The sequence below is a fragment of the Acinetobacter sp. YZS-X1-1 genome (assembly GCF_000804305.1).
GTDB classification, from domain to species: domain Bacteria; phylum Pseudomonadota; class Gammaproteobacteria; order Pseudomonadales; family Moraxellaceae; genus Acinetobacter; species Acinetobacter variabilis.
Map to the genome: position 1 here is coordinate 41,973 of NZ_JWHB01000016.1, position 19,279 is coordinate 61,251.

18 protein-coding genes are annotated in these 19,279 nt (G+C 43.0%); 4 read left to right on the plus strand and 14 right to left on the minus strand.

The genetic code is table 11. The features are described from left to right. Positions 1-8 precede the first annotated feature (8 nt). From RJ01_RS09895 to RJ01_RS09920, 6 genes are all read right to left on the minus strand, one after another. Positions 9-428, minus strand: coding sequence for a hypothetical protein (locus RJ01_RS09895; protein ID WP_034170950.1), 420 nt, complete (start codon positions 426-428; stop codon positions 9-11). Positions 429-497: 69 nt separating this feature from the next. Beyond that, positions 498-3,470, minus strand: a complete 2,973-nt coding sequence (gyrA, locus tag RJ01_RS09900; protein WP_034170951.1) for a DNA gyrase subunit A — start codon at positions 3,468-3,470, stop codon at positions 498-500. A gap of 256 nt (positions 3,471-3,726) precedes the next feature. Further along, positions 3,727-4,392, minus strand: a complete 666-nt coding sequence (locus tag RJ01_RS09905; protein WP_034170952.1) for a hypothetical protein — start codon at positions 4,390-4,392, stop codon at positions 3,727-3,729. Positions 4,393-4,573: 181 nt separating this feature from the next. After that, entirely contained in the window at positions 4,574-5,506 is a 933-nt protein-coding gene (locus RJ01_RS09910; protein ID WP_004784671.1) for an electron transfer flavoprotein subunit alpha/FixB family protein, read from the minus strand. A gap of 17 nt (positions 5,507-5,523) precedes the next feature. Next, positions 5,524-6,276 (minus strand): electron transfer flavoprotein subunit beta/FixA family protein, encoded by a 753-nt coding sequence (locus RJ01_RS09915; protein WP_004784673.1) that lies wholly within the window; start codon positions 6,274-6,276, stop codon positions 5,524-5,526. A 514-nt stretch (positions 6,277-6,790) separates the two neighbouring features. After that, positions 6,791-7,396: a LysE family translocator gene (locus RJ01_RS09920; RefSeq protein ID WP_034170953.1), complete on the minus strand. Its 606-nt coding sequence runs from the start codon at positions 7,394-7,396 to the stop codon at positions 6,791-6,793. Between the two features lie 112 nt (positions 7,397-7,508). Between RJ01_RS09920 and RJ01_RS09925 the strand changes: the two genes are divergently transcribed. Further along, positions 7,509-8,003, plus strand: a complete 495-nt coding sequence (locus RJ01_RS09925; protein ID WP_034170954.1) for an Lrp/AsnC family transcriptional regulator — start codon at positions 7,509-7,511, stop codon at positions 8,001-8,003. Positions 8,004-8,051: 48 nt separating this feature from the next. Here the strand turns inward: RJ01_RS09925 and RJ01_RS09930 are convergent, their stop codons facing one another. The 7 genes from RJ01_RS09930 to RJ01_RS09960 form a co-directional block, all read right to left on the minus strand. Then, a complete protein-coding gene (locus tag RJ01_RS09930; RefSeq protein WP_034170955.1) occupies positions 8,052-8,426 on the minus strand; it encodes a hypothetical protein in 375 nt (124 codons plus the stop codon). 207 nt (positions 8,427-8,633) lie between these two features. Next, a complete protein-coding gene (gene xerA, locus RJ01_RS09935; protein WP_171069894.1) occupies positions 8,634-9,524 on the minus strand; it encodes a site-specific tyrosine recombinase/integron integrase in 891 nt (296 codons plus the stop codon). A gap of 29 nt (positions 9,525-9,553) precedes the next feature. Next, positions 9,554-10,171, minus strand: coding sequence for an alpha/beta fold hydrolase (locus RJ01_RS09940; protein WP_034170957.1), 618 nt, complete (start codon positions 10,169-10,171; stop codon positions 9,554-9,556). A 95-nt stretch (positions 10,172-10,266) separates the two neighbouring features. After that, on the minus strand, positions 10,267-11,112 hold the full coding sequence (gene dapF, locus RJ01_RS09945) for a diaminopimelate epimerase (RefSeq protein ID WP_034170958.1): 846 nt from the start codon (positions 11,110-11,112) through the stop codon (positions 10,267-10,269). A 12-nt stretch (positions 11,113-11,124) separates the two neighbouring features. Beyond that, complete coding sequence (gene lysA / locus RJ01_RS09950) at positions 11,125-12,369, minus strand: diaminopimelate decarboxylase (RefSeq protein ID WP_034170959.1); 1,245 nt, start codon at positions 12,367-12,369, stop codon at positions 11,125-11,127. A gap of 24 nt (positions 12,370-12,393) precedes the next feature. Continuing rightward, positions 12,394-12,627, minus strand: coding sequence for a lipoprotein (locus RJ01_RS09955; protein ID WP_034170960.1), 234 nt, complete (start codon positions 12,625-12,627; stop codon positions 12,394-12,396). 131 nt (positions 12,628-12,758) lie between these two features. Next, on the minus strand, positions 12,759-14,162 hold the full coding sequence (locus RJ01_RS09960) for an amino acid permease (RefSeq protein WP_034170961.1): 1,404 nt from the start codon (positions 14,160-14,162) through the stop codon (positions 12,759-12,761). Positions 14,163-14,483: 321 nt separating this feature from the next. Here RJ01_RS09960 and RJ01_RS09965 point away from each other — a divergent pair, with 321 nt between their 5' ends. After that, positions 14,484-15,830, plus strand: coding sequence for a sodium:alanine symporter family protein (locus RJ01_RS09965; RefSeq protein ID WP_034170962.1), 1,347 nt, complete (start codon positions 14,484-14,486; stop codon positions 15,828-15,830). A gap of 72 nt (positions 15,831-15,902) precedes the next feature. On the opposite strand, the gene RJ01_RS09970 is transcribed toward RJ01_RS09965, so the two are convergent. After that, positions 15,903-16,334: a hypothetical protein gene (locus RJ01_RS09970; RefSeq protein WP_034170963.1), complete on the minus strand. Its 432-nt coding sequence runs from the start codon at positions 16,332-16,334 to the stop codon at positions 15,903-15,905. A 188-nt stretch (positions 16,335-16,522) separates the two neighbouring features. Here RJ01_RS09970 and radA point away from each other — a divergent pair, with 188 nt between their 5' ends. Both radA and RJ01_RS09980 read left to right on the plus strand, forming a co-directional pair. Next, complete coding sequence (radA, locus tag RJ01_RS09975; RefSeq protein ID WP_004784697.1) at positions 16,523-17,911, plus strand: DNA repair protein RadA; 1,389 nt, start codon at positions 16,523-16,525, stop codon at positions 17,909-17,911. Positions 17,912-18,027: 116 nt separating this feature from the next. Further along, positions 18,028-19,032 carry a Tim44 domain-containing protein gene (locus RJ01_RS09980; protein WP_034170964.1) on the plus strand — a complete coding sequence of 335 codons (1,005 nt, stop codon included), beginning with the start codon at positions 18,028-18,030 and terminating at the stop codon, positions 19,030-19,032. Positions 19,033-19,279 lie beyond the last annotated feature (247 nt).

The window sequence follows — 19,279 nt, forward strand, 5'->3', positions numbered from 1 at the left end:
ATCGAAAATTATTCGCCAAATACCTGAATATTAAAGTTGCGGATTTTAGTACTGCCATTCGGCTGGTCAAAACTCACATCATACTGAACCAGGTTTTTTGGATAGGCAATTTCATAGCTGACCTTGTATTCACTCGGTTTGCCGTTATTTTCCTCGAAGTTCTTTCTCATGATAGTCTTGGACTTATATTCACCTTGTGGAATTGAACGTGAAAAACGCTTCATGATTTTTTCATTGTTTTGAAACTCTGCCTGTAACTTCGGCTCAAGCTGAGCTAAAAACTCGTCATATTTTCCATCACGCAAATCTTCATAAGCCATCTGTGCTGCCTTTTCCTGTTCAGGGCTTGGATCAGGCATACTGTCCATAGCATTATTACAGCCACTGAGTGCAATAGCTGCAGTCAAAAGCATCAATCTGGTTTTCATTATTTACCTCTCATTTAGCCGATGTGTAAAAAAGGACGCCGAAGCGCCCTTTTTCATCAGTAGCAGAACTTATTCCTCTACTGTATTATCATCATCTTTTTCAGCTTCTTGTGCATCAGCCACATCATCAGCTGCAGATTCAGTATTTTCAATATCTTCCAATATTTCCAACTCATCTTCAACTGCTTCAATCGCCTCTACACCGACCAGTTTTTCATCTTCAGCCAGACGGATCAGACGAACACCTTGTGCATTACGACCAGTCTGTGCCACTTCAGAAGCACGGGTACGAACCAGTGTACCGCCATCAGAAATCAGCATCAGTTCTTTAGATGCATCAATCGCAACCGCACCGACCAGCTCACCGTTACGTTCTGAGGTCTTAATCGCAATTACGCCCTTACCGCCACGTTTCTTGGTCGGGAAGTCATCTACCGGGGTACGTTTACCATAACCATTTGCAGAAGCACACAGCACTTCACCGGTTTCAGGTACAACCACTAGAGATACGATACGGCTAATGAAGTTAGCTTCAGTTGCATCTTCATCATCAGATTCAACATCTACATCTTCTGCATCTTCAACTTGAGAAGCACCAATCGTTACGCGCATACCGCGTACACCTTTAGCTGAACGACCCATTGAACGTACGTCTGTTTCTGCGAAGCGAATAGCTTTACCTTCGTTCGAGAACAACATGATTTGCTGTTCACCGTCAGTAATCGCAACACCTATTAAGGTGTCATCGCCATTCAGTTCAATCGCACGTAAACCGTTTGAACGAACATTTGAGAACTGTTCCAGTTCTACACGTTTAATCGTACCGTACTCAGTCGCCATAAACACATAGAAATTTTTACGAACGGCTTCAGCCTGCTGAGCAAAGTCATTGATGATGTCATCATCAAGATCAGTCGTAGAAAGTGCTAAGCCGAGTTCTTTCAACTGAACACGCAGTGCATCAGAAATATCATCTGCACCATCTTCCGATTCAGCAAGTGCAGCTTCTAGTGCCGCAAAGTGACTATTGATCACTTCATTGGTTTGCAGCTGTGCAGCATTGGTTTTCACAAATACTTTAAAGTCAGCCAGACGTTCTTTAAATTTCTTCGGTGCATCAATTACTGGCAAGATAGCAGTAATGGTTTCATTGTCATCCAGTGGCAACAAGTTCACCATTGGGCGACCTTTGGCACCACGCGAAGCTTGTGGTACTTCATAAACTTTCAGACGATAAACCTTACCGACATTGGTGAAGCAAAGCACAGTGGCATGATTCGACGTCACCACCATGTGCTGGATGTAATCATCTTCTTTCATGCTGGTTGCAGACTTACCACGACCACCACGACGCTGAGCAGCATAGTCAGATAATGGTTGAGTTTTCGCATAGCCTGTTTTTGAAACCGTAAGAACCATTTGCTCTTCAGGAATTAGATCTTCACGAGAGAAGTCGATACGAGATTCAACAATATCTGTTTTACGTGCATCGCCATATTGCTGAAGAATCAATGCCAACTCTTCTTTAATAACATTCATCAATAAGTTGAAGTCATTTAAGATGGCTGTGTATTCAGCAATTTGACCTAAGATTTCAGAATATTCAGCTTGAAGTTTATCCTGCTCAAGACCGGTCAAACGGTGCAAACGCAGTTCCATAATCGCGTTGACTTGAGTAGGAGATAAGCGATACACCTCACCATCAATACCAAATGGACGCTCTGGATCTTCGCCTTCAATTTCGTCCGGACGCACAGAAACAGCACCTGCTTTTTCGAGTAAGGCTGCCACACCGCCTGCTGCCCACTCACCTGCTTGTAAACGCTCACGCGCTTCAGCTGGGTTGGCAGAAGTTTTGATGGTTTCGATGATGGCATCAATATTTGCCAGAGCAACGGTTAAACCTTCTAAAATATGACCACGTTCACGTGCTTTGCGCAGTTCGTACATGGTACGACGTGTCACGACTTCTTGACGGTGACGGATGAATGCCGCAATGATGTCTTTCAGGTTCATCAACTTCGGCTGGCCGTTGTCCAGGCAAACCATATTGATGCTGAAAGAATTTTCTAACTGTGTATTCTGGAACAGGTTATTGACGATGACTTCAGCATTTTCACCACGCTTCAGGTCAATCGCAATACGCATCCCTTCCTTGTCCGATTCATCACGAAGTTCAGAAATGCCTTCAAGTTTTTTCTCTTTGACCAGCTCGGCGATACGTTCAATCGTTTTCGCTTTGTTGACCTGATAAGGAATTTCTGTGAAGACAATCGTAGTACGGCCAGATTTAGCATCTTCTTCAAAGTGATATTTACCACGAATATGCAAACGGCCTTTACCGGTGCGATAAGCATCCACGATGCCTGACTTACCGTAAATAATGCCACCTGTCGGGAAATCTGGACCGGAAATATATTCCATCAATCCTTCGATGCTGATATTCGGATTATCTGCATAAGCCAGACATGCATTCACTACTTCAGTCATGTTGTGTGGCGCCATATTGGTCGCCATACCGACTGCAATACCAGCCGCACCATTCACCAACAGGTTTGGAATACGAGTTGGCATGACTTGCGGAATACGCTCAGAACCGTCGTAGTTATCTTCCCAGTCAACTGTATCTTTTTCCAGATCAGCCAATAATTCATGGGTCAGCTTACGCATACGAACTTCGGTATAACGCATTGCCGCAGCGCTATCGCCATCAATCGAACCAAAGTTCCCTTGACCATCAACCAATTGGTAGCGCAGACTAAAGTCCTGAGCCATACGGACAATGGTTTCATAAACAGCAGAATCACCATGTGGGTGATATTTACCGATGACATCACCTACAACACGGGCAGACTTCTTGTAAGCTTTGTTGTAGTCATTGCCCAATTCGTGCATTGCGAAAAGCACACGACGATGAACAGGTTTTAGACCATCTCGTACATCCGGCAAGGCACGTGAAACAATCACGCTCATTGCATAGTCTAAATACGAGTGCTTGAGTTCATCCTCAATGGCAATCGGTCTAATTTCCGATACGCTCATGCATACTCCTTATTCTACAAGCCAGATTTAGCTTGCATTTATATGTCGTAAATCCAGCTATAAATCGGCTCAAAAAAAGCTGAACCAATATTAAAATTTAGTCGTACAGTATAGCATAATCTAGGCTAAATTTATCTGTTTCATCCCCAACTACCCACAGGATTTTTAGTAGAAATTTTAATCACTTCACAATATTTTGATATTAAAAAACCTCTGCTTGCAGAGGTTCATTTTTTTCTTTAAAAAAACAAGTCACTTAAATATGAAGTTTAGACTCTATATCGGAAAAATCATCTTCAGCTATGACCTGACTAGTTGATTTTGTCACAGCACAATCTTGCTTCATTAATGGATAAGCGACCAGGAATAAGCCGATAATAAGCGGAAATTCGTATAGTTCTTCCATCAAATCTTTATAGATAAAATCTGTAAAAATAAAATGAATAAAAAACCGATTATGTTCAATGCCATCAGACATCAGCAAGCCAATGAAAGCTAATATGAGTGCCCAAATTGGAAGTGATACATGCTTAAACTTATAAGCAATTTCTTGACGCAAAGGTGCTAAAAACAGCATAAACACCACGGGTGCAATCACAAGAACCGAAATACCACGGAAATAGATTTTTGGCATTTCCGGGAAATAGTCACGTCCCCAGCTGGTACTTCTACCAAACAGCATAATCCACCATGCAACTGACCAGAGCCAAAATTGTTTTTGACCTTTACCTAATTCAAATGGACGGATATAGAAAAAACTAAATACGGCAAAACCAAACAACATCAATGCTTGAATTGACTCAACTGCTGTAACCGTCATACCTCCTAACAAAGGAAGGTGCAGACTCGGGAGAAAAGGGAAAATCAAACAGCAGATCATCATCACCAAAATACTGACTGGTAACTGAAAATCAAATTTCACGAACACTCCGCCAAATGGCAAGCTTAATAAAAGCTTAATAAAAGCTTAATATTAACACAAAATATACAATAGCCAAAATTTCGAGTCAGAAATGGACAACTTGTTAGTTAGATTAATTATTTAGATTAAAAAAAAAGAAAAACGCTCCTAAAGGAGCGTTTTTTTGAAACTGATTCAGAAATTAGATTTTAGAAACCAATTCAGGAATTACAGTGTTCAGGTCACCTACTAACCAGTAGTCTGCTACTGCATTAATTGGAGCTTCTTCATCTTTGTTGATCGCAACGATCACTTTAGATTCTTTCATACCTGCCAAGTGCTGGATCGCACCAGAGATACCTACAGCGATGTACAGGTCAGGTGCAACGATCTTACCAGTTTGACCAACCTGCATATCGTTAGGAACGAAACCAGCATCAACTGCAGCACGTGAAGCACCTTGAGCAGCGCCAAGTTTGTCAGCTAGTGGATCAAGGATTTTGTGGTAGTTCTCACCAGAACCTACACCACGACCACCAGAAACCACGATACGAGCAGCTGTCAATTCAGGACGTTCAGATTTAACGATTTCTTCATTAATGAACTTAGAAATACCAGCATCACCAGTAGAAGCAGCAGCTTCAACCGCAGCAGAACCACCTTCAGCAGCAACCGCATCAAATGCAGTACCACGAACAGTTGCAACGATTACTGATTCAGAAGACTCAACAGTTGCAATCGCGTTACCTGCATAGATCGGACGCTTGAATGTATTTGCAGAATCAACAGCGATGATGTCTGTGATCATGCTGACATCAAGAAGTGCAGCAGCGCGTGGCAGAATGTTTTTGCCAGTTGTAGTAGAAGCAGCAAGGATATGGTTGTAGCCTTTACCTAATTCTGCAACCAGTTTTGCTACGTTTTCAGCCAGTTGGTTTGCATAAGCAGCGTCGTCAGCAAGTAAAACTTTGCTTACACCCGCAACTTTAGCTGCCTGATCAGCAACTGCTTGAGCGCCAGAACCAGCAACCAATACAGTGATATCACCACCGATTTTTTGCGCCGCAGCAACAACGTTTAAAGTAGCAGCGTTAAGTGCTTTGTTGTCGTGCTCAGCGATTACTAAAATACTCATGATTTTATCCTTCTGTATTAGATCACTTTCGCTTCGTTTTTCAATTTTTCTACAAGTTCGTCTACAGACTTCACTTGTACGCCAGCTTTACGCTCTGCAGGAGATTCAACTTTTACTGTTTTCAGTTTAGTTGTAGTAGTTACACCGAAATCTGCAGGTGACTTAGTATCAAGCGGTTTTTTACGCGCTTTCATGATGTTTGGAAGAGCTGCATAACGTGGCTCGTTCAAACGTAAGTCAGTAGTTACGATCGCTGGAAGTGATAATTCAACAGTTTGTAGACCACCGTCGACTTCACGAGTCACTTGTACTTTGTCGCCTTCAACTTTAACTTCTGAAGCGAATGTACCTTGACCTGCACCTAGAAGTGCACCAAGCATCTGACCAACCTGGTTAGAGTCGTCATCAATTGCTTGTTTACCAAGAAGGATCAATTGTGGTTGTTCAGCTTCAACAACACCTTTTAGAATTTTAGCAACTTCTAGCGCACCTAGTTGGCTGTCATCAGCTTCAACCAGAATACCGCGGTCAGCACCAAGCGCCATTGCAGAACGGATTTGTTCTTGAGCTTCTTTAGGACCAATAGAAACAACAACGATTTCTGAAACAGTTCCTTTTTCTTTTAAACGAACCGCTTCTTCCACCGCGATTTCACAGAATGGGTTAATTGACATTTTAACGTTTGTTAAGTCAACACCACTGTTGTCCGGCTTAACGCGAACCTTAACGTTGGCATCAACCACACGTTTTACAGCAACAAGAGCCTTCATGTAATCCTCGGCTGTTTTAGCAAATGTAAATGTTGAGAAAAGTTATAATAACTCTTCACTTAAATTTTTTTAGGTGCCCTATCTTGCAATGTGCACGGCATTTCGGTCAAGTCACAATTCAACAAAGAGCTGTAAAAATGCGTAATTTTCCTTGAACGATGCGTTCACAATTAATCCGTATCGATTTATTACAATGAATTTTATTAATATTTAATAAAATTTAACCTTTGATTTTTATTATGTTTTTATTTGATGAAACACATCAGAACTTTTGATTTCTGCTTATTAAATGTACAAATCTGTCCTTAGATTTGTGAAAAATGACTTATATTTAAAAATGACCGCTTTGGTCAGTTTGGACATAAAGCGAAATTAATCAGGATTTATTCTGCATATCTGCTCAATTTACTCCGCTTTACTTTGCTGGGCAGGTCTAAAAATTGGGTTGTCATCAATCTATAAATATAAAAAAAGCATACTGGGAGCAGTATGCTTTTTTAAAATACGCCATTGCTTAATTAATAATTAACCAGCTTGCGGCAAGAGCAAGTAAACCACCTGAGGTGCCATCAACCCATTTCTGTTTACGTTCATCAATTTGTGTATTGCGGGTAATTCTGCTGAACAGAATGCTGAGAGCACAATAAACAATGAAAATCATGCCGATAAAAATAAAAGAGAGAATTAAGCCTTGGCTCACTGTATTTCCGCTTTTATCAATAAACTGCGGCAAGATCGCAAAATAGATCAGCATACCTTTAGGATTGAGTAAGGCCGTAAAGAAGCCTTTTTTCACTGGATTAGCAGCAGATTTTTTCTCAATTTTCATTGAGTTTTTACTAAATACTGATTTCAACAGGCTACAAGCCAGATAGAGCAAATAAGCAATACCCAGCCAGCGAATCACCTCAAACAATACCGGAAAAGACACGATAATCGCTGCGATTCCTATTGCTACCAAAATGGAATGTACCAGATAACCTGAACAGATCCCGATGGTTGCCATCATGCCTGCTTTTGCATCTTTACCCATCACTTGAGACAGGATAAACAGCATATCTGGTCCAGGTGTAAAAATCAGGGGAAGCACGGTTAGTGCAAAAAGTGCAAATACAGACATTTCCTTTTCCTTTAAATCTTCGGAAAGTGGAATTAGTATCTATGAATTTTTACAAAATAGGCTTTCAATTTATTTTATAATAAGCATTATTTTTCGAATTATATTCTAATTTATGAAAGTATCTTCCAAATCTGTGCGAGTAAAACTTGATCGAATTGATAAAAATATCATTCATCAATTGCAAGCCAATGGCCGTATTCAGAATAATGATCTGGCGCGGGAAATTGGACTATCCCCTTCTTCCTGTCTGCGTCGAGTAAAGTTGCTCGAAGATGCGGGTGTGATTCAGAATTACACCACCATTGTCGATTCACAGAAAATCGGTTTTCAGTTGATTCTGTTTTCACGGATCTGGCTGGTCGGTCAGGATGCAGAAACCATTGATACTTTTATCGAGGCAATGAAAGAACTGCCTCAGGTGATGGAGTGTTATATCATTCTGGGTGAATGTGATGCGATGTTAAAAGTTGTGGTGCCTGATCTGGAAAGTTACCGCAAATTTCAGTCCACACATTTGACCAAGAAAAATGGCATTACCAGTGTTAAAACAGATTTACCCAGCCAGATCATCAAGCAAAGTTTTCAGTTACCGCTGGATGACTTGTAAAGTATTTTAGCAATAAAAAAGGATGACCTTAGTCATCCTTCATGTTCATTAAACTTGCAGAAAGTCACGATGCACATGACTCAGTTCAATCAGTTCATAAGACTTCAGATCGAAAATATTCCAGATTTCGAGCGCATCTTCTTTCAGGTCAACAGCTTGACTGGCACGCTGCGTGGTCTGCCATTGCAGATCAGAAATCCATAGATAATACTGGCCTGTTTCAGGATTATAAGCCTGCATTTTCCCTTCTGCATTAATCCCTTGCACGATTGCTCCTTTAGGGAGAACGGCTTCAATAGTGGGCAAGCTAATCTCAACAAAATGTTTAATCTGGCGTAAACCATAACCCGCAAACATATCTTTTTGGGCTGGGCTTAACTGCGCATGCTTTTGTTGTATATCCGGGATAATTGCTGTGTCCATAAAAATTCCAGTATCGAGATCGCTGATTTTCTTTTAAAAATTGATTACTATTTATACTTATATCCAAAAACAGCCATTTGAAAAATAAGACAATAGTGAAATATCTTTCAAACATTCTGTTCAGGTCATATTTTAAGCATGATACATGAAAGTTTTATGCCATGAATCCTAATCATCCCACAAGCGGAAGAAAACTTTAAATTTTTTCTATTCTTTATGCTGTGCCCGCGGATGCGCCTGATCATAAATCTGCGCAAGTCGATCAAAATCAATATGAGTATAAATTTGTGTAGTACTCAAATTGCTATGCCCCAACATTTCCTGAACGGCACGAAGATCACCACTATTCGACAGCATATGGCTGGCAAAACAATGCCGTAACAAATGCGGATGCAGGTCAACATTAACCCCTGCACGCTGTGCCTGAAACTTGACCCGGTTTTCAATTTGCCGTGCACCGAGCGGATTGCCTTTTTGGGTGATAAATACATTCGCGTCAGGTACAAAATCACCATTCCAGAGCGGATAAATTTTTAGCCATTCCATCAGACTATCTTTGGCTTTTGAACCAAAAGGCACCACCCGGGTTTTATTGCCTTTACCGGTAATACGCAGGAGCTGACGATTAAAATCAACATCCTTGATTCTTAAGCTCTGAATTTCTGCCAAACGTAAACCACTGGAATAGAGTAATTCGAGAATTGCCTTATCTCTCAACCACATTTGTTGCTGCGCTTCGGTTTCTGGAGCAGGCTGGTCCAGAATCTGGTTCACAGTTTCAATATCGACCATACCCGGTAAAGGACGTGACTGACGTTTCAACTGAAAATCGTCAGCCGGATTAAACGCCAGATACTGCGCCTGCTCTGCCCATTTCATGAACTGGCGAATCGAAGAGAGCATCCGCTGCAAGCTACTCGAACTTAATCCGTGCTGCTCGACTTTTTCAGCCAGAAATTGACGTAAATCTGTGGCTTCCACATCATTGAGTGCAAGTTGTTGTACTGCGCAGAATTCCAGAAAATCAGCCACATCACGTTCATAGGCCTGCAAGGTATGTTTAGACTGGTTCTGGATCTCACGTTCTTTGAGCCAGATTTCGAGCAAGTCTTTTGCAGAAAGGTTTATTACTTGCTCCATTCAATTGACTCCAGCCAGGCTTCAATCAGTTCTGCGGTCTGTACTGGATGAGTCGCCGCAAAGAAATGATCCCCGCCTTGAATTACATGCAGGTTTGCATGTTTAAAATTTTGCTTTAAGCATTGCCCCACCTGAACGGTGCTTAAAGTGTCTTGATCACCCCAGATCAGTAGAACAGGAATCTCAAGATTGCTTAACTGTTTCAGGCTAAATATGGTTTGATCTTGTAAAAACCAGTCAGGAACATCTTTAAACTGCTCGCGATAATCTATCCGCCAGTCACCACAACCGAACTGGGATAGATCCAGACCACCTGAAGTTGCCAATAAAACCAGTCCTTTGACTTTCTGTGGATGATGCAGTGCAATTGCAACTGCCAATACTCCCCCCATAGATTGAGCAACCAGAATTGAATCATCTTCAATCTGCCTTGTGATGAATTCCTGCAGATCATGAAGATTTTGAATAGTCGAATCTGGTTCTACCCCATCGAAGCCCGGATATGCCAATATTTTTGTAGATTGATCTGTTTTTAAATGAGCCAACAAGGGCTGCCAAAAGTCTCGGCTGCCTGATGCACCCGGTAAAAACACAAGCTGATTCATAGCAGTGTTGTGATATCAATTAAATATGGAATTCATCCTATCATAAAAAAGCACCGTACTATGTGCGGTGCTTTTTAGAGAAATAAATGTTGGGATTAACCCTGGAAGTAGCGCAAGTCCAGTCGACCTTCATAAACATTGGCGGTTGGACCTGTCATCCAGACCACATCACCTTCTTTCCATTCAATCTGCAATTTACCACCCGCAAGTTCAATTTCGACCTTGCTAGATAACAGACCACGGCGCATACCAGACACTGCTGCAGCACAGGCACCTGTACCACAAGCCAGTGTCTCGCCTACACCACGCTCATAAACACGTAAACGAGCATGCTTTTCATCAATGATCTGCATAAATCCAGCATTAACGCGTGCCGGGAAACGCACATGGGATTCCACCTGTGGGCCAATCTTAGCCACATCGGCAGTCAATACATCCGGAACAATCGTCACTGCATGTGGATTCCCCATATTGACCACATCAATCGTCAGCTTCTCTCCACCCGCCAGATCGATGTCATACAGATTTTCCGGTTCTTCAGCCAAAAATGGAATTTCCTGAGGCAGGAATTTTGGATAACCCATATTGACTCGCACCCAGCCATTGGCACCAAGTTCAGGTTCCACGATTCCGGCTTTGGTCTGTACTTTGATTTTGGTTTTTGTGGTCAATTGACGCTCATGCACAAAACGGGCAAAACAGCGCACACCATTACCGCACTGTTCAACCTCAGAACCATCCGCATTAAAAATACGGTATTTAAAATCTGCACTTGGAATATCAGGCGGTTCAACAATCAAGAGCTGGTCAAAACCCACACCAAAGTTACGATTTGCCAAGCGCTGAATAGTGAGAGTATCCAGATAAGCACGCTGGCTAATCAGGTCTACCACCATAAAATCATTGCCCAGGCCATGCATCTTGGTAAATTCAAGCAACATTACTCAGTCTCCTTAAGGCAATAAACGCTCACGTTCCCAAAGTGATTCAATCGTTTCTCGTTCACGGATCAGATGCGCCTGATCACCATTGACCATCACTTCAGCAGCACGGCCACGACTGTTATAGTTTGAACTCATTACGAAACCATATGCACCAGCTCCCAGTACTGCCAGCACATCATTTTCTTTAATGGCAAGCTCACGTTCCTTACCCAGAAAATCGCCAGTTTCACAGATCGCACCCACCACATCCCATTCTTTTGTTTCCATATCCGTACGCGGTGTCACGGATTGAATATCCATCCATGCTTCATATAAAGCTGGACGAATCAGGTCATTCATCGCGGCATCAATGATGGCAAAGTTACGGTGATTGGTTGGTTTCAGTAAATCCACTTTGGTCAGTAAAACACCTGCATTGGCAGAGATACTACGACCCGGCTCCATATAAACTTTCAGACCCAGTTTTTCTAAAGCAGGACGCATGGCATTGGCATATTCTTCAACCGATGGCGGTGTTTCATCTTTATATGTCACACCCAGACCACCACCGATATCGATGTGTTTCAAGTTGATTCCCATGTCTTTCAGCTTATCGATCATGACAATGACACGCTCCAGCGCATCAACAAAAGGCTGGGTTTCAGTCAACTGTGAACCAATATGGCAGTCAATACCTACAACTTCAAGATTTGGCAATGACGCTGCATATTGATAAGTTTCAAATACGCTATCTGATGGAATACCAAATTTGTTTTCTTTTAAGCCTGTTGAAATATATGGATGGGTTTTGGCATCGACATCCGGATTCACACGTAGTGAAATTGGCGCTTTAACATTAAGTTCAGCCGCTACTTTCTGAATACGGTCCAGTTCGGCATATGACTCGACATTAAAACAGGCGATGCCTACTTCCAATGCCTTTTTAATATCTGCTTCTGATTTACCCAGACCTGAGAATACGATTTTTGAAGGTTCACCACCGGCTTTCAATACACGAGCCAGTTCACCACCAGTCACGATATCAAAACCAGCACCCTGCTTGGCTAATACATTCAATACCGCAAGATTAGAGTTTGACTTTACCGCAAAACAGATTTGATGATCGATAAAGCTAAAAGCACGGTCCATATCCAGATAATGCTTTTCAAAAGTTGCTTTTGAATAAACATAAAGTGGTGTGCCAAATTGCTCTGCGAGCCGTTGCAGTGAACATTGCTCAGCATGCAATACCCCATTAATGCGGGTGAAACTCATGAATGTATCCTTTCTCTGAAAGTCTTAAGGAGATGGTGTTGAATCGGATTCAGCGGGCGCTTCAAATTGCTGCTTGACCGGCGCATCCTGTTGTTCATCTGATACTTGCGGTGCAGATTCAGTATTTTTATAGAGTAAATACTTGGCACGTTTATCGTAGTTTGGATCATTGGGAAGATGTAAAGCTCCCGACTGCCCACAACCGACCAAGGCAAAACCGATTGCAATTAAACTGATGTAGCAAATGATCTGACGCATCTGACCACCTATATGAGTATTTTCGATGAAGTATAACGCGATCATCCGCATGACCAAAGCGCTAAACGCTAGAGAGTATATTCAGACATAAAAAAACGCCAGCAGATCGCTGACGTTTTTATTGATATGGATTATTTATGTTTCTGTTTATAGAAGCCTAAATATCCAATAATCAGTAAAATGAACCAGACCGGGCTGACCATCAAGGCACGACGGGTATCATCTTCCAGCGATAACACACCAATCATGCCGACAAAGAAAATAATCACGATCCAGCAAGTCACCAATCCACCAGGCAGCTTGAATATGGATTTAGCATGCAATTCTGGACGAGTACGGTAATAGATCATGTAGCTCCAGATAATGATCAGCCATACACAGATAAACAGAATGGTCGATAGAGTCGTTGCTAAGGTAAATGCTTCAACCGTATTCGGCACGAAGTACTGTAATGCTGCACCGAGCAATAAACAAATCGCAGAGAAATACAAAGCATTCGCTGGAACGGCGCGCGAATTCAAACGACCAAAGGCTTTAGGTGCCTGTTCTTCACGAGATAAACCGAACAGCATACGACTGGTCGAGAACACCCCACTGTTCATTGATGACATTACTGATGACAGCACCACCAGGTTCATGATGATTGCAGCCGCCGCAATACCTGCCTGACTAAACAGATTCACGAACGGAGAAACATTTGGATTGATCTGATCCCATGGTGTCACTGACATCACAATGATCAAAGCCAGCACATAGAAAATAATGATACGGATCGGAATCGAGTTCACCGCTTTAGGCAGGTTACGCTCTGGATCTTTGGTTTCAGCAGCCGTAGTACCAACCAGCTCTACACCCACAAAGGCAAAAATCGCAATTTGGAAACCGGCTAGGAAGCCCATAGTCCCAGTCGGGAACAAACCGCCATGATCCCAGATATGGGCAAATGAAGCGACCGTACCTGCATCACTAGTAAAACCAGTAAAGATCATCCATAAACCTACAGCGATCAGTACAATAATGGCGATAATCTTGATCAAAGCAAACCAGAATTCCATTTCACCAAACAGTTTCACGGTTGCCAGGTTCAAGCCCATAATGAAGACAATAGAGGCAATACTGATCAGTACGCCTTCGCCCGGAGTAAATGGCAGGCCGTTATTGAAGAATTGCAAGTAATAGATAATGGCAGACAAATCCGCGATACCAATCGTGATCCAGCATAACCAGTACGTCCAGCCGACAAAATAACCTGCCCATGGCCCGATCAGATCGGTGGCAAAATCGATAAAAGATTTATATTGCAGATTGGATAATAATAATTCACCCAACGCGCGCATGACCAGAAACACCATAAAACCGATGATCATATAAATCACCAGAATAGATGGTCCTGCCAGGCTAATGGTTTTCCCTGAACCCATAAACAGGCCGGTGCCAATCGCACCCCCAATGGCAATTAACTGCAGGTGCCGGTTGGACAAACTACGCTGTAGCTCACCATCTTCCGATGATGAGTGACTATATTTTTCTGACATTATTTCATTTCAACTTTGAGTTTTAATCGCGACAAATTAACGTAAAAAACCTGGAATACAAAAAGAAAATTCGCATCATTTGTATTTTCCAACTAATCTTGCAAGTTAATTTATTTTTCTTATATCAATATTCATTTATCTTTAGTCTTGGTTTTAAGGCGCAATGAATACAGGATTTTTCTTGTCAAAGCGCTGAAACTATGTAAAAAATAGAATACAAATCCGCCAATATTCGCGTTTAGGATGAGCGCGCATGGCATAGCAATTGCTTTTCAATCAACATCTCAAATAAAGCTGACACGGATAAATAAGAAGAAATTTATGCAAAATTTACAAAGTATCATGGAAACCGTCAGTGGCTGGGTCTGGGGCCCTTATATGCTGGTCCTCATTGTCGGGACCGGTATATTCCTGACCTTCCGCCTGCTGTTCTGGCAGTTCCGCATGTTACCACTGGCCTTTAAACAGGTTTTTGGCAAACACCCTTCGCATGAAGGCGATATTTCCCAATTTGGCTCACTCATGACCGCACTGTCAGCTACCATCGGTACCGGTAATATTGCCGGTGTGGCAACCGCTTGTGTACTGGGCGGCCCAGGGGCCGTGTTCTGGATGTGGATGACTGCCCTGTTCGGAATGGCAACCAAATATGGCGAAGGTGTACTGGCCGTCAAATACCGGGTTAAAAATGAACGCGGTGAAATGTCTGGCGGTCCAATGTATTACATTGAGCGTGGCCTGAAATGGAAATGGCTGGCACTAATCTTTGCGTTCTTTGGTGCTGTGGCGTCTTTCGGAATTGGTAGTTCAGTTCAGTCCAACACCGTTGCACTCGCGGTAGAAAATGGTTTTGGTCTAGAAACCTGGGTTACAGGTATCGTGATTACTGCGTTTTCTGCACTAGTAATTCTGGGCGGGATTAAGTGGATTTCTAGGGCTGCCTCTTTCATCGTACCGATCATGGCGATTGGCTATGTAGCGGGCGGTCTGATCATTATTTTCACCCATCTGGATTTAGTGGGTCCTGCACTGAAAATGATTTTTACCTATGCCTTTACTGGTGAAGCTGCTGTAGGTGGTGCAATTGGTGCGGCAATTCGTTATGGTGTCGCGCGTGGTGTCTTCTCGAATGAAGCTGGTATGGGTTCGGCACCGATTGCCGCTGCTGCTGCAAAAACCGATCATCCTGCGCGTCAAGGTCTGGTGTCTATGACCGGAACCTTTATTGACACGATTATTGTCTGTTCGATTACCGGTATTGTCCTGGTGATGGGCTTCATCATGGCCGGCAGTGATTTTGGTGGACAAACCGGTGCTGTTCTGACCGTTTCTACATTTAATAAACTACTGCCAGGTATCGGTGGCTGGATCGTGACCTTCGGTATTATCTTCTTCGCCTATTCCACCATTTTAGGCTGGAGCTACTACGGGGAAAAATGTGCAACCTATCTGCTCGGTGAGAAATTTGTATTCCCTTATCGCATCATCTATATCCTGTCAGTATTTATTGGCTGTGTCGCAACACTGGATCTGGTGTGGCTGTTTGCAGATACCTTCAACGGTTTGATGGCAATTCCAAACTTGATCGGCCTGTTACTGCTGTCTGGGGTGATCGTGAAAGAATCCAAAGATTTTATTGCTCGCCGTAAATCAGGTGAACTGTATTAATAAAATTTAAAACCCTTAATAAAAAAGCCACGTTCATCGTGGCTTTTTTATTAGTTAAGTTTGCTAAAAATATCAGTTCACACGGCCAGAAAATCCATCGTCATCATCATGAGCTTGATTTAGATTTAAGAACTCTTCACGATCGGCTTCAATTTCCAGCGCAGTTTCTAGAGATAATACAAAGAACAGAACACCCGGAATTTTCATTTCCCCTTCGGCATCTTCCAGATGCTCACTGACCATTTGGTAAATCGGATGAGCTTCATCAAATGGCACATCGATATAAAGATCACCTGAATAACTTTCAATCACACCAGGCTGTTCTATGCCCATACAGGGTGCAAAGTTAATTTGGCGTTGCTTCAGCCATTCCATCAGGTTCTGACGTAAATGATAGGACTCGGCATCTGCATTTTCATGTTCGTAATTTTCAAAATGTACAAATAATACATCACGGTCTTTTTCACGTGCGATCGCATCGATATGTTTTAAAAGTTGTGGCATGTCAGGTTTCCTGTACCCGCGATGAATTTTCTCATTATAGAAGGTATTTCACTTTCATGTAGAAAGGTAAATTCATATGCGTCATATGCTGACGTAAATCACTAACTTTTTCAGCTAAAGGTCTTGGTTTTCAGTCTCATTCACCGCTATGCTGTAGCCCCCATTCCCAATATTTATTTTCGGAAATTATGGCTAAAGCAAAAAGTGTGTACCGTTGTGAACAATGTGGAGCAGACCATCCCAAATGGGCGGGTCAGTGTTCTGAATGTGGAGAATGGAACAGTCTGGTAGAAGTCAGTATTGTGCCAGCAACGACACATCGTGCTCAGCCAAAAATTGGCGGATATGCCGGTCAGGCAGCTGCGATTACCACTTTAAATAAAGTCTCCGTTTCACATGAAACCCGATTGCAAACAGGGATTGGTGAGTTTGACCGAGTCTTAGGCGGTGGTCTAGTCACAGGTTCTGTGGTGCTGATTGGTGGTGACCCGGGGATTGGTAAGTCAACTATCTTATTGCAAACCGCAACTCACATGGCAGCGGGTAATAGCTCAGCCCTGTATGTCACAGGTGAAGAATCCCTGTCTCAGGTGGCATTACGCGCCCAGCGTCTGGACTTGCCAACCGACCAGCTGAAAGTCATGGCAGAAACCTGTGTGGAACGCATTTGCGAGGTGCTTGCACAGGAACGTCCTGCTGTTGCGATTCTGGACTCGATTCAGACTTTATATACCGAAACCTTGCAGTCTGCGCCAGGTGGAGTCTCACAGATCCGTGAGTCTGCCGCCTTATTGACCCGTTTCGCCAAAAATAGCGGCACTGCTCTGTTTATTGTCGGTCATGTGACTAAAGAAGGTGCCTTAGCAGGTCCACGTGTGTTGGAACATATGGTGGACTGTGTGCTGTATTTTGAAGGCCAGTCGGATTCACGTTATCGTATGATCCGCGCAGTCAAAAACCGTTTCGGTGCAGTCAATGAACTTGGCGTCTTTGGCATGACCGATAAAGGTCTGCGTGAAGTGGCCAATCCATCTGCTATTTTCCTCAGTCGTTATGATGAAGCGATTCCAGGTTCCATCGTCATGATTAGCCGCGAAGGGACTCGCCCACTCCTGGTTGAAGTTCAGGCGTTGGTCGATGATGCCCATGGCCAGCCACGCCGTGTAGCTTTGGGTCTAGAACAAAACCGTCTGAATATGCTGCTGGCCGTAATGCATCGTCATGGTGGCGTTCAAACATCCGGTCAGGATGTCTACGTGAATATTGTCGGTGGTTTAAAGATTACTGAGACCGGTTCTGACCTGGCTGTACTTTTAGCGTGTGCATCCAGTATCCGGACCAAAGCGTTGCCTCAGCAACTCGCTGTTTTCGGTGAAGTTGGTCTTTCTGGTGAGATTCGTCCGGTGCCGAATGGTCAGGAACGTCTGAAAGAGGCAGTCAAACACGGTTTCAAATATATTATTTTACCGCGTGCCAATGCACCGCAAAAACCGATTCCCGGCGTGCAGGTCATTGCTGTAGCCCGATTGCATGAAGCCCTGAGTGAAGCTATGAGCCTAAGTGACGAACTCAATTAGTTTTAATCGATAAATCTTGCGAAAAGCCTAAAAAAATACACATTTTTGATTGAAATCCCCTATAAAGCCTATATAAATAGAGTATTCAAATAAGTTTTTTCACATAGGAAAATTGAATGGAAGTTCGACAGCGTGGTTTGATTGCAGGTCTTTTAACAGCAGCATTACTGGTTGCTCCTTTAACTGCTGAAGCAAAACGTGCCGGTGGCGGTAAAAGCCATGGTATGCAACGTTCTGCTGTGCCTACTCAATCTTATCAACAACCTCGTCAAGCTGCGCCAGCACAACAGGCTCCAGCCGCTGGTGCTGCAACTCAGCAAAGATCTGGCCCAGGCGTAGGTAGTATGGTTGCTGCCGGTGTAGCAGGTGCTGCCGTGGGTGCAGTTGCTGCCAATGCGCTGGCTGATGACAAAGAAGTACAAGCGGCTTCTGAAGCTCAAGCAGCTCAACAGCAACAAGAGGAAAAAGGTGGTATTCCTGGCTGGATCTGGATTTTACTTGCTGCCGCTGTTGCCTTCTTCATTTTCCGTAAGATGGGCGCAAAAAAAAAAGTAGCTTCTAATCCATACGCTCCAAATAGTGGTGCTGGTCATTCAGCACCATTTGGTCAGACACCTCCTCGCGGTGGTGACAATACCAATATTTTTGGCCAGAACGTGGGTGGTAGCACGCCAAGCACAAATGCTCCGTTTGGTTCAGCTCCGGTAAATAACGCGCCATTTGGTGCAGCCTATACCAATAGCGGCAACCAGCTTCCAGATGGTACAGAACCTGCGACTTTCTTACGTGTGGCACGTCAACGTTTCAACCACATTCAGTCAATGAATACGGCGAGCAACATTTCAGAAATTAAACGTTACCTGACCCCTGATCTTTACCAGTCGATGTATAACGACATTATGGCAAATCAGGATCAGGACGTAGCTGAGTTCTCTAACCTGAATGCAATGGTGGTAGATTCATCGAATGAGAATGGTCAATATGTAGTAAGCGTACGCTTCACTGGTACTGTAAGTGAAGACCTGAATAGCCAACCTCAACCGTTTGCTGAAATCTGGCACTTTGTCAAACCTGCCGGTTCTCAGCAAGATTGGATGGTTGCAGGAATCCAGCAAGACTAAGTTTTTATCTCATTAATCGTATATCAACAGCGGCTTTCGGGCCGCTGTTTTGCTTTCTGAATTATTGAAAACTATTTAAATTTATTCCTGTTCTCTTTCTATTCGTTTTATTGTTATTTCTCTAAACAAATAGCTTAGTTTGCGTGTTTTAAACACTATCAGTCGACTTTTATACAAAAGCCAATTTTCAGATTGGCTTTTTTATTTTGAACCTTTTAATCTAGATACAAAGATATTTGAGATACTG

Bases quoted from the DNA above. Each gene is read 5' to 3' on its own strand.
- RJ01_RS09895 (WP_034170950.1), bottom strand. From the start codon at position 428: ATGAAAACCAGATTGATGCTTTTGACTGCAGCTATTGCACTCAGTGGC.
- gyrA (WP_034170951.1), bottom strand. From the start codon at position 3,470: ATGAGCGTATCGGAAATTAGACCGATTGCCATTGAGGATGAACTCAAG.
- RJ01_RS09910 (WP_004784671.1), bottom strand. From the start codon at position 5,506: ATGAGTATTTTAGTAATCGCTGAGCACGACAACAAAGCACTTAACGCT.
- RJ01_RS09915 (WP_004784673.1), bottom strand. From the start codon at position 6,276: ATGAAGGCTCTTGTTGCTGTAAAACGTGTGGTTGATGCCAACGTTAAG.
- RJ01_RS09920 (WP_034170953.1), bottom strand. From the start codon at position 7,396: ATGTCTGTATTTGCACTTTTTGCACTAACCGTGCTTCCCCTGATTTTT.
- RJ01_RS09925 (WP_034170954.1), top strand. From the start codon at position 7,509: ATGAAAGTATCTTCCAAATCTGTGCGAGTAAAACTTGATCGAATTGAT.
- RJ01_RS09930 (WP_034170955.1), bottom strand. From the start codon at position 8,426: ATGGACACAGCAATTATCCCGGATATACAACAAAAGCATGCGCAGTTA.
- RJ01_RS09940 (WP_034170957.1), bottom strand. From the start codon at position 10,171: ATGAATCAGCTTGTGTTTTTACCGGGTGCATCAGGCAGCCGAGACTTT.
- dapF (WP_034170958.1), bottom strand. From the start codon at position 11,112: ATGTTGCTTGAATTTACCAAGATGCATGGCCTGGGCAATGATTTTATG.
- lysA (WP_034170959.1), bottom strand. From the start codon at position 12,369: ATGAGTTTCACCCGCATTAATGGGGTATTGCATGCTGAGCAATGTTCA.
- RJ01_RS09955 (WP_034170960.1), bottom strand. From the start codon at position 12,627: ATGCGTCAGATCATTTGCTACATCAGTTTAATTGCAATCGGTTTTGCC.
- RJ01_RS09960 (WP_034170961.1), bottom strand. From the start codon at position 14,162: ATGTCAGAAAAATATAGTCACTCATCATCGGAAGATGGTGAGCTACAG.
- RJ01_RS09965 (WP_034170962.1), top strand. From the start codon at position 14,484: ATGCAAAATTTACAAAGTATCATGGAAACCGTCAGTGGCTGGGTCTGG.
- RJ01_RS09970 (WP_034170963.1), bottom strand. From the start codon at position 16,334: ATGCCACAACTTTTAAAACATATCGATGCGATCGCACGTGAAAAAGAC.
- radA (WP_004784697.1), top strand. From the start codon at position 16,523: ATGGCTAAAGCAAAAAGTGTGTACCGTTGTGAACAATGTGGAGCAGAC.
- RJ01_RS09980 (WP_034170964.1), top strand. From the start codon at position 18,028: ATGGAAGTTCGACAGCGTGGTTTGATTGCAGGTCTTTTAACAGCAGCA.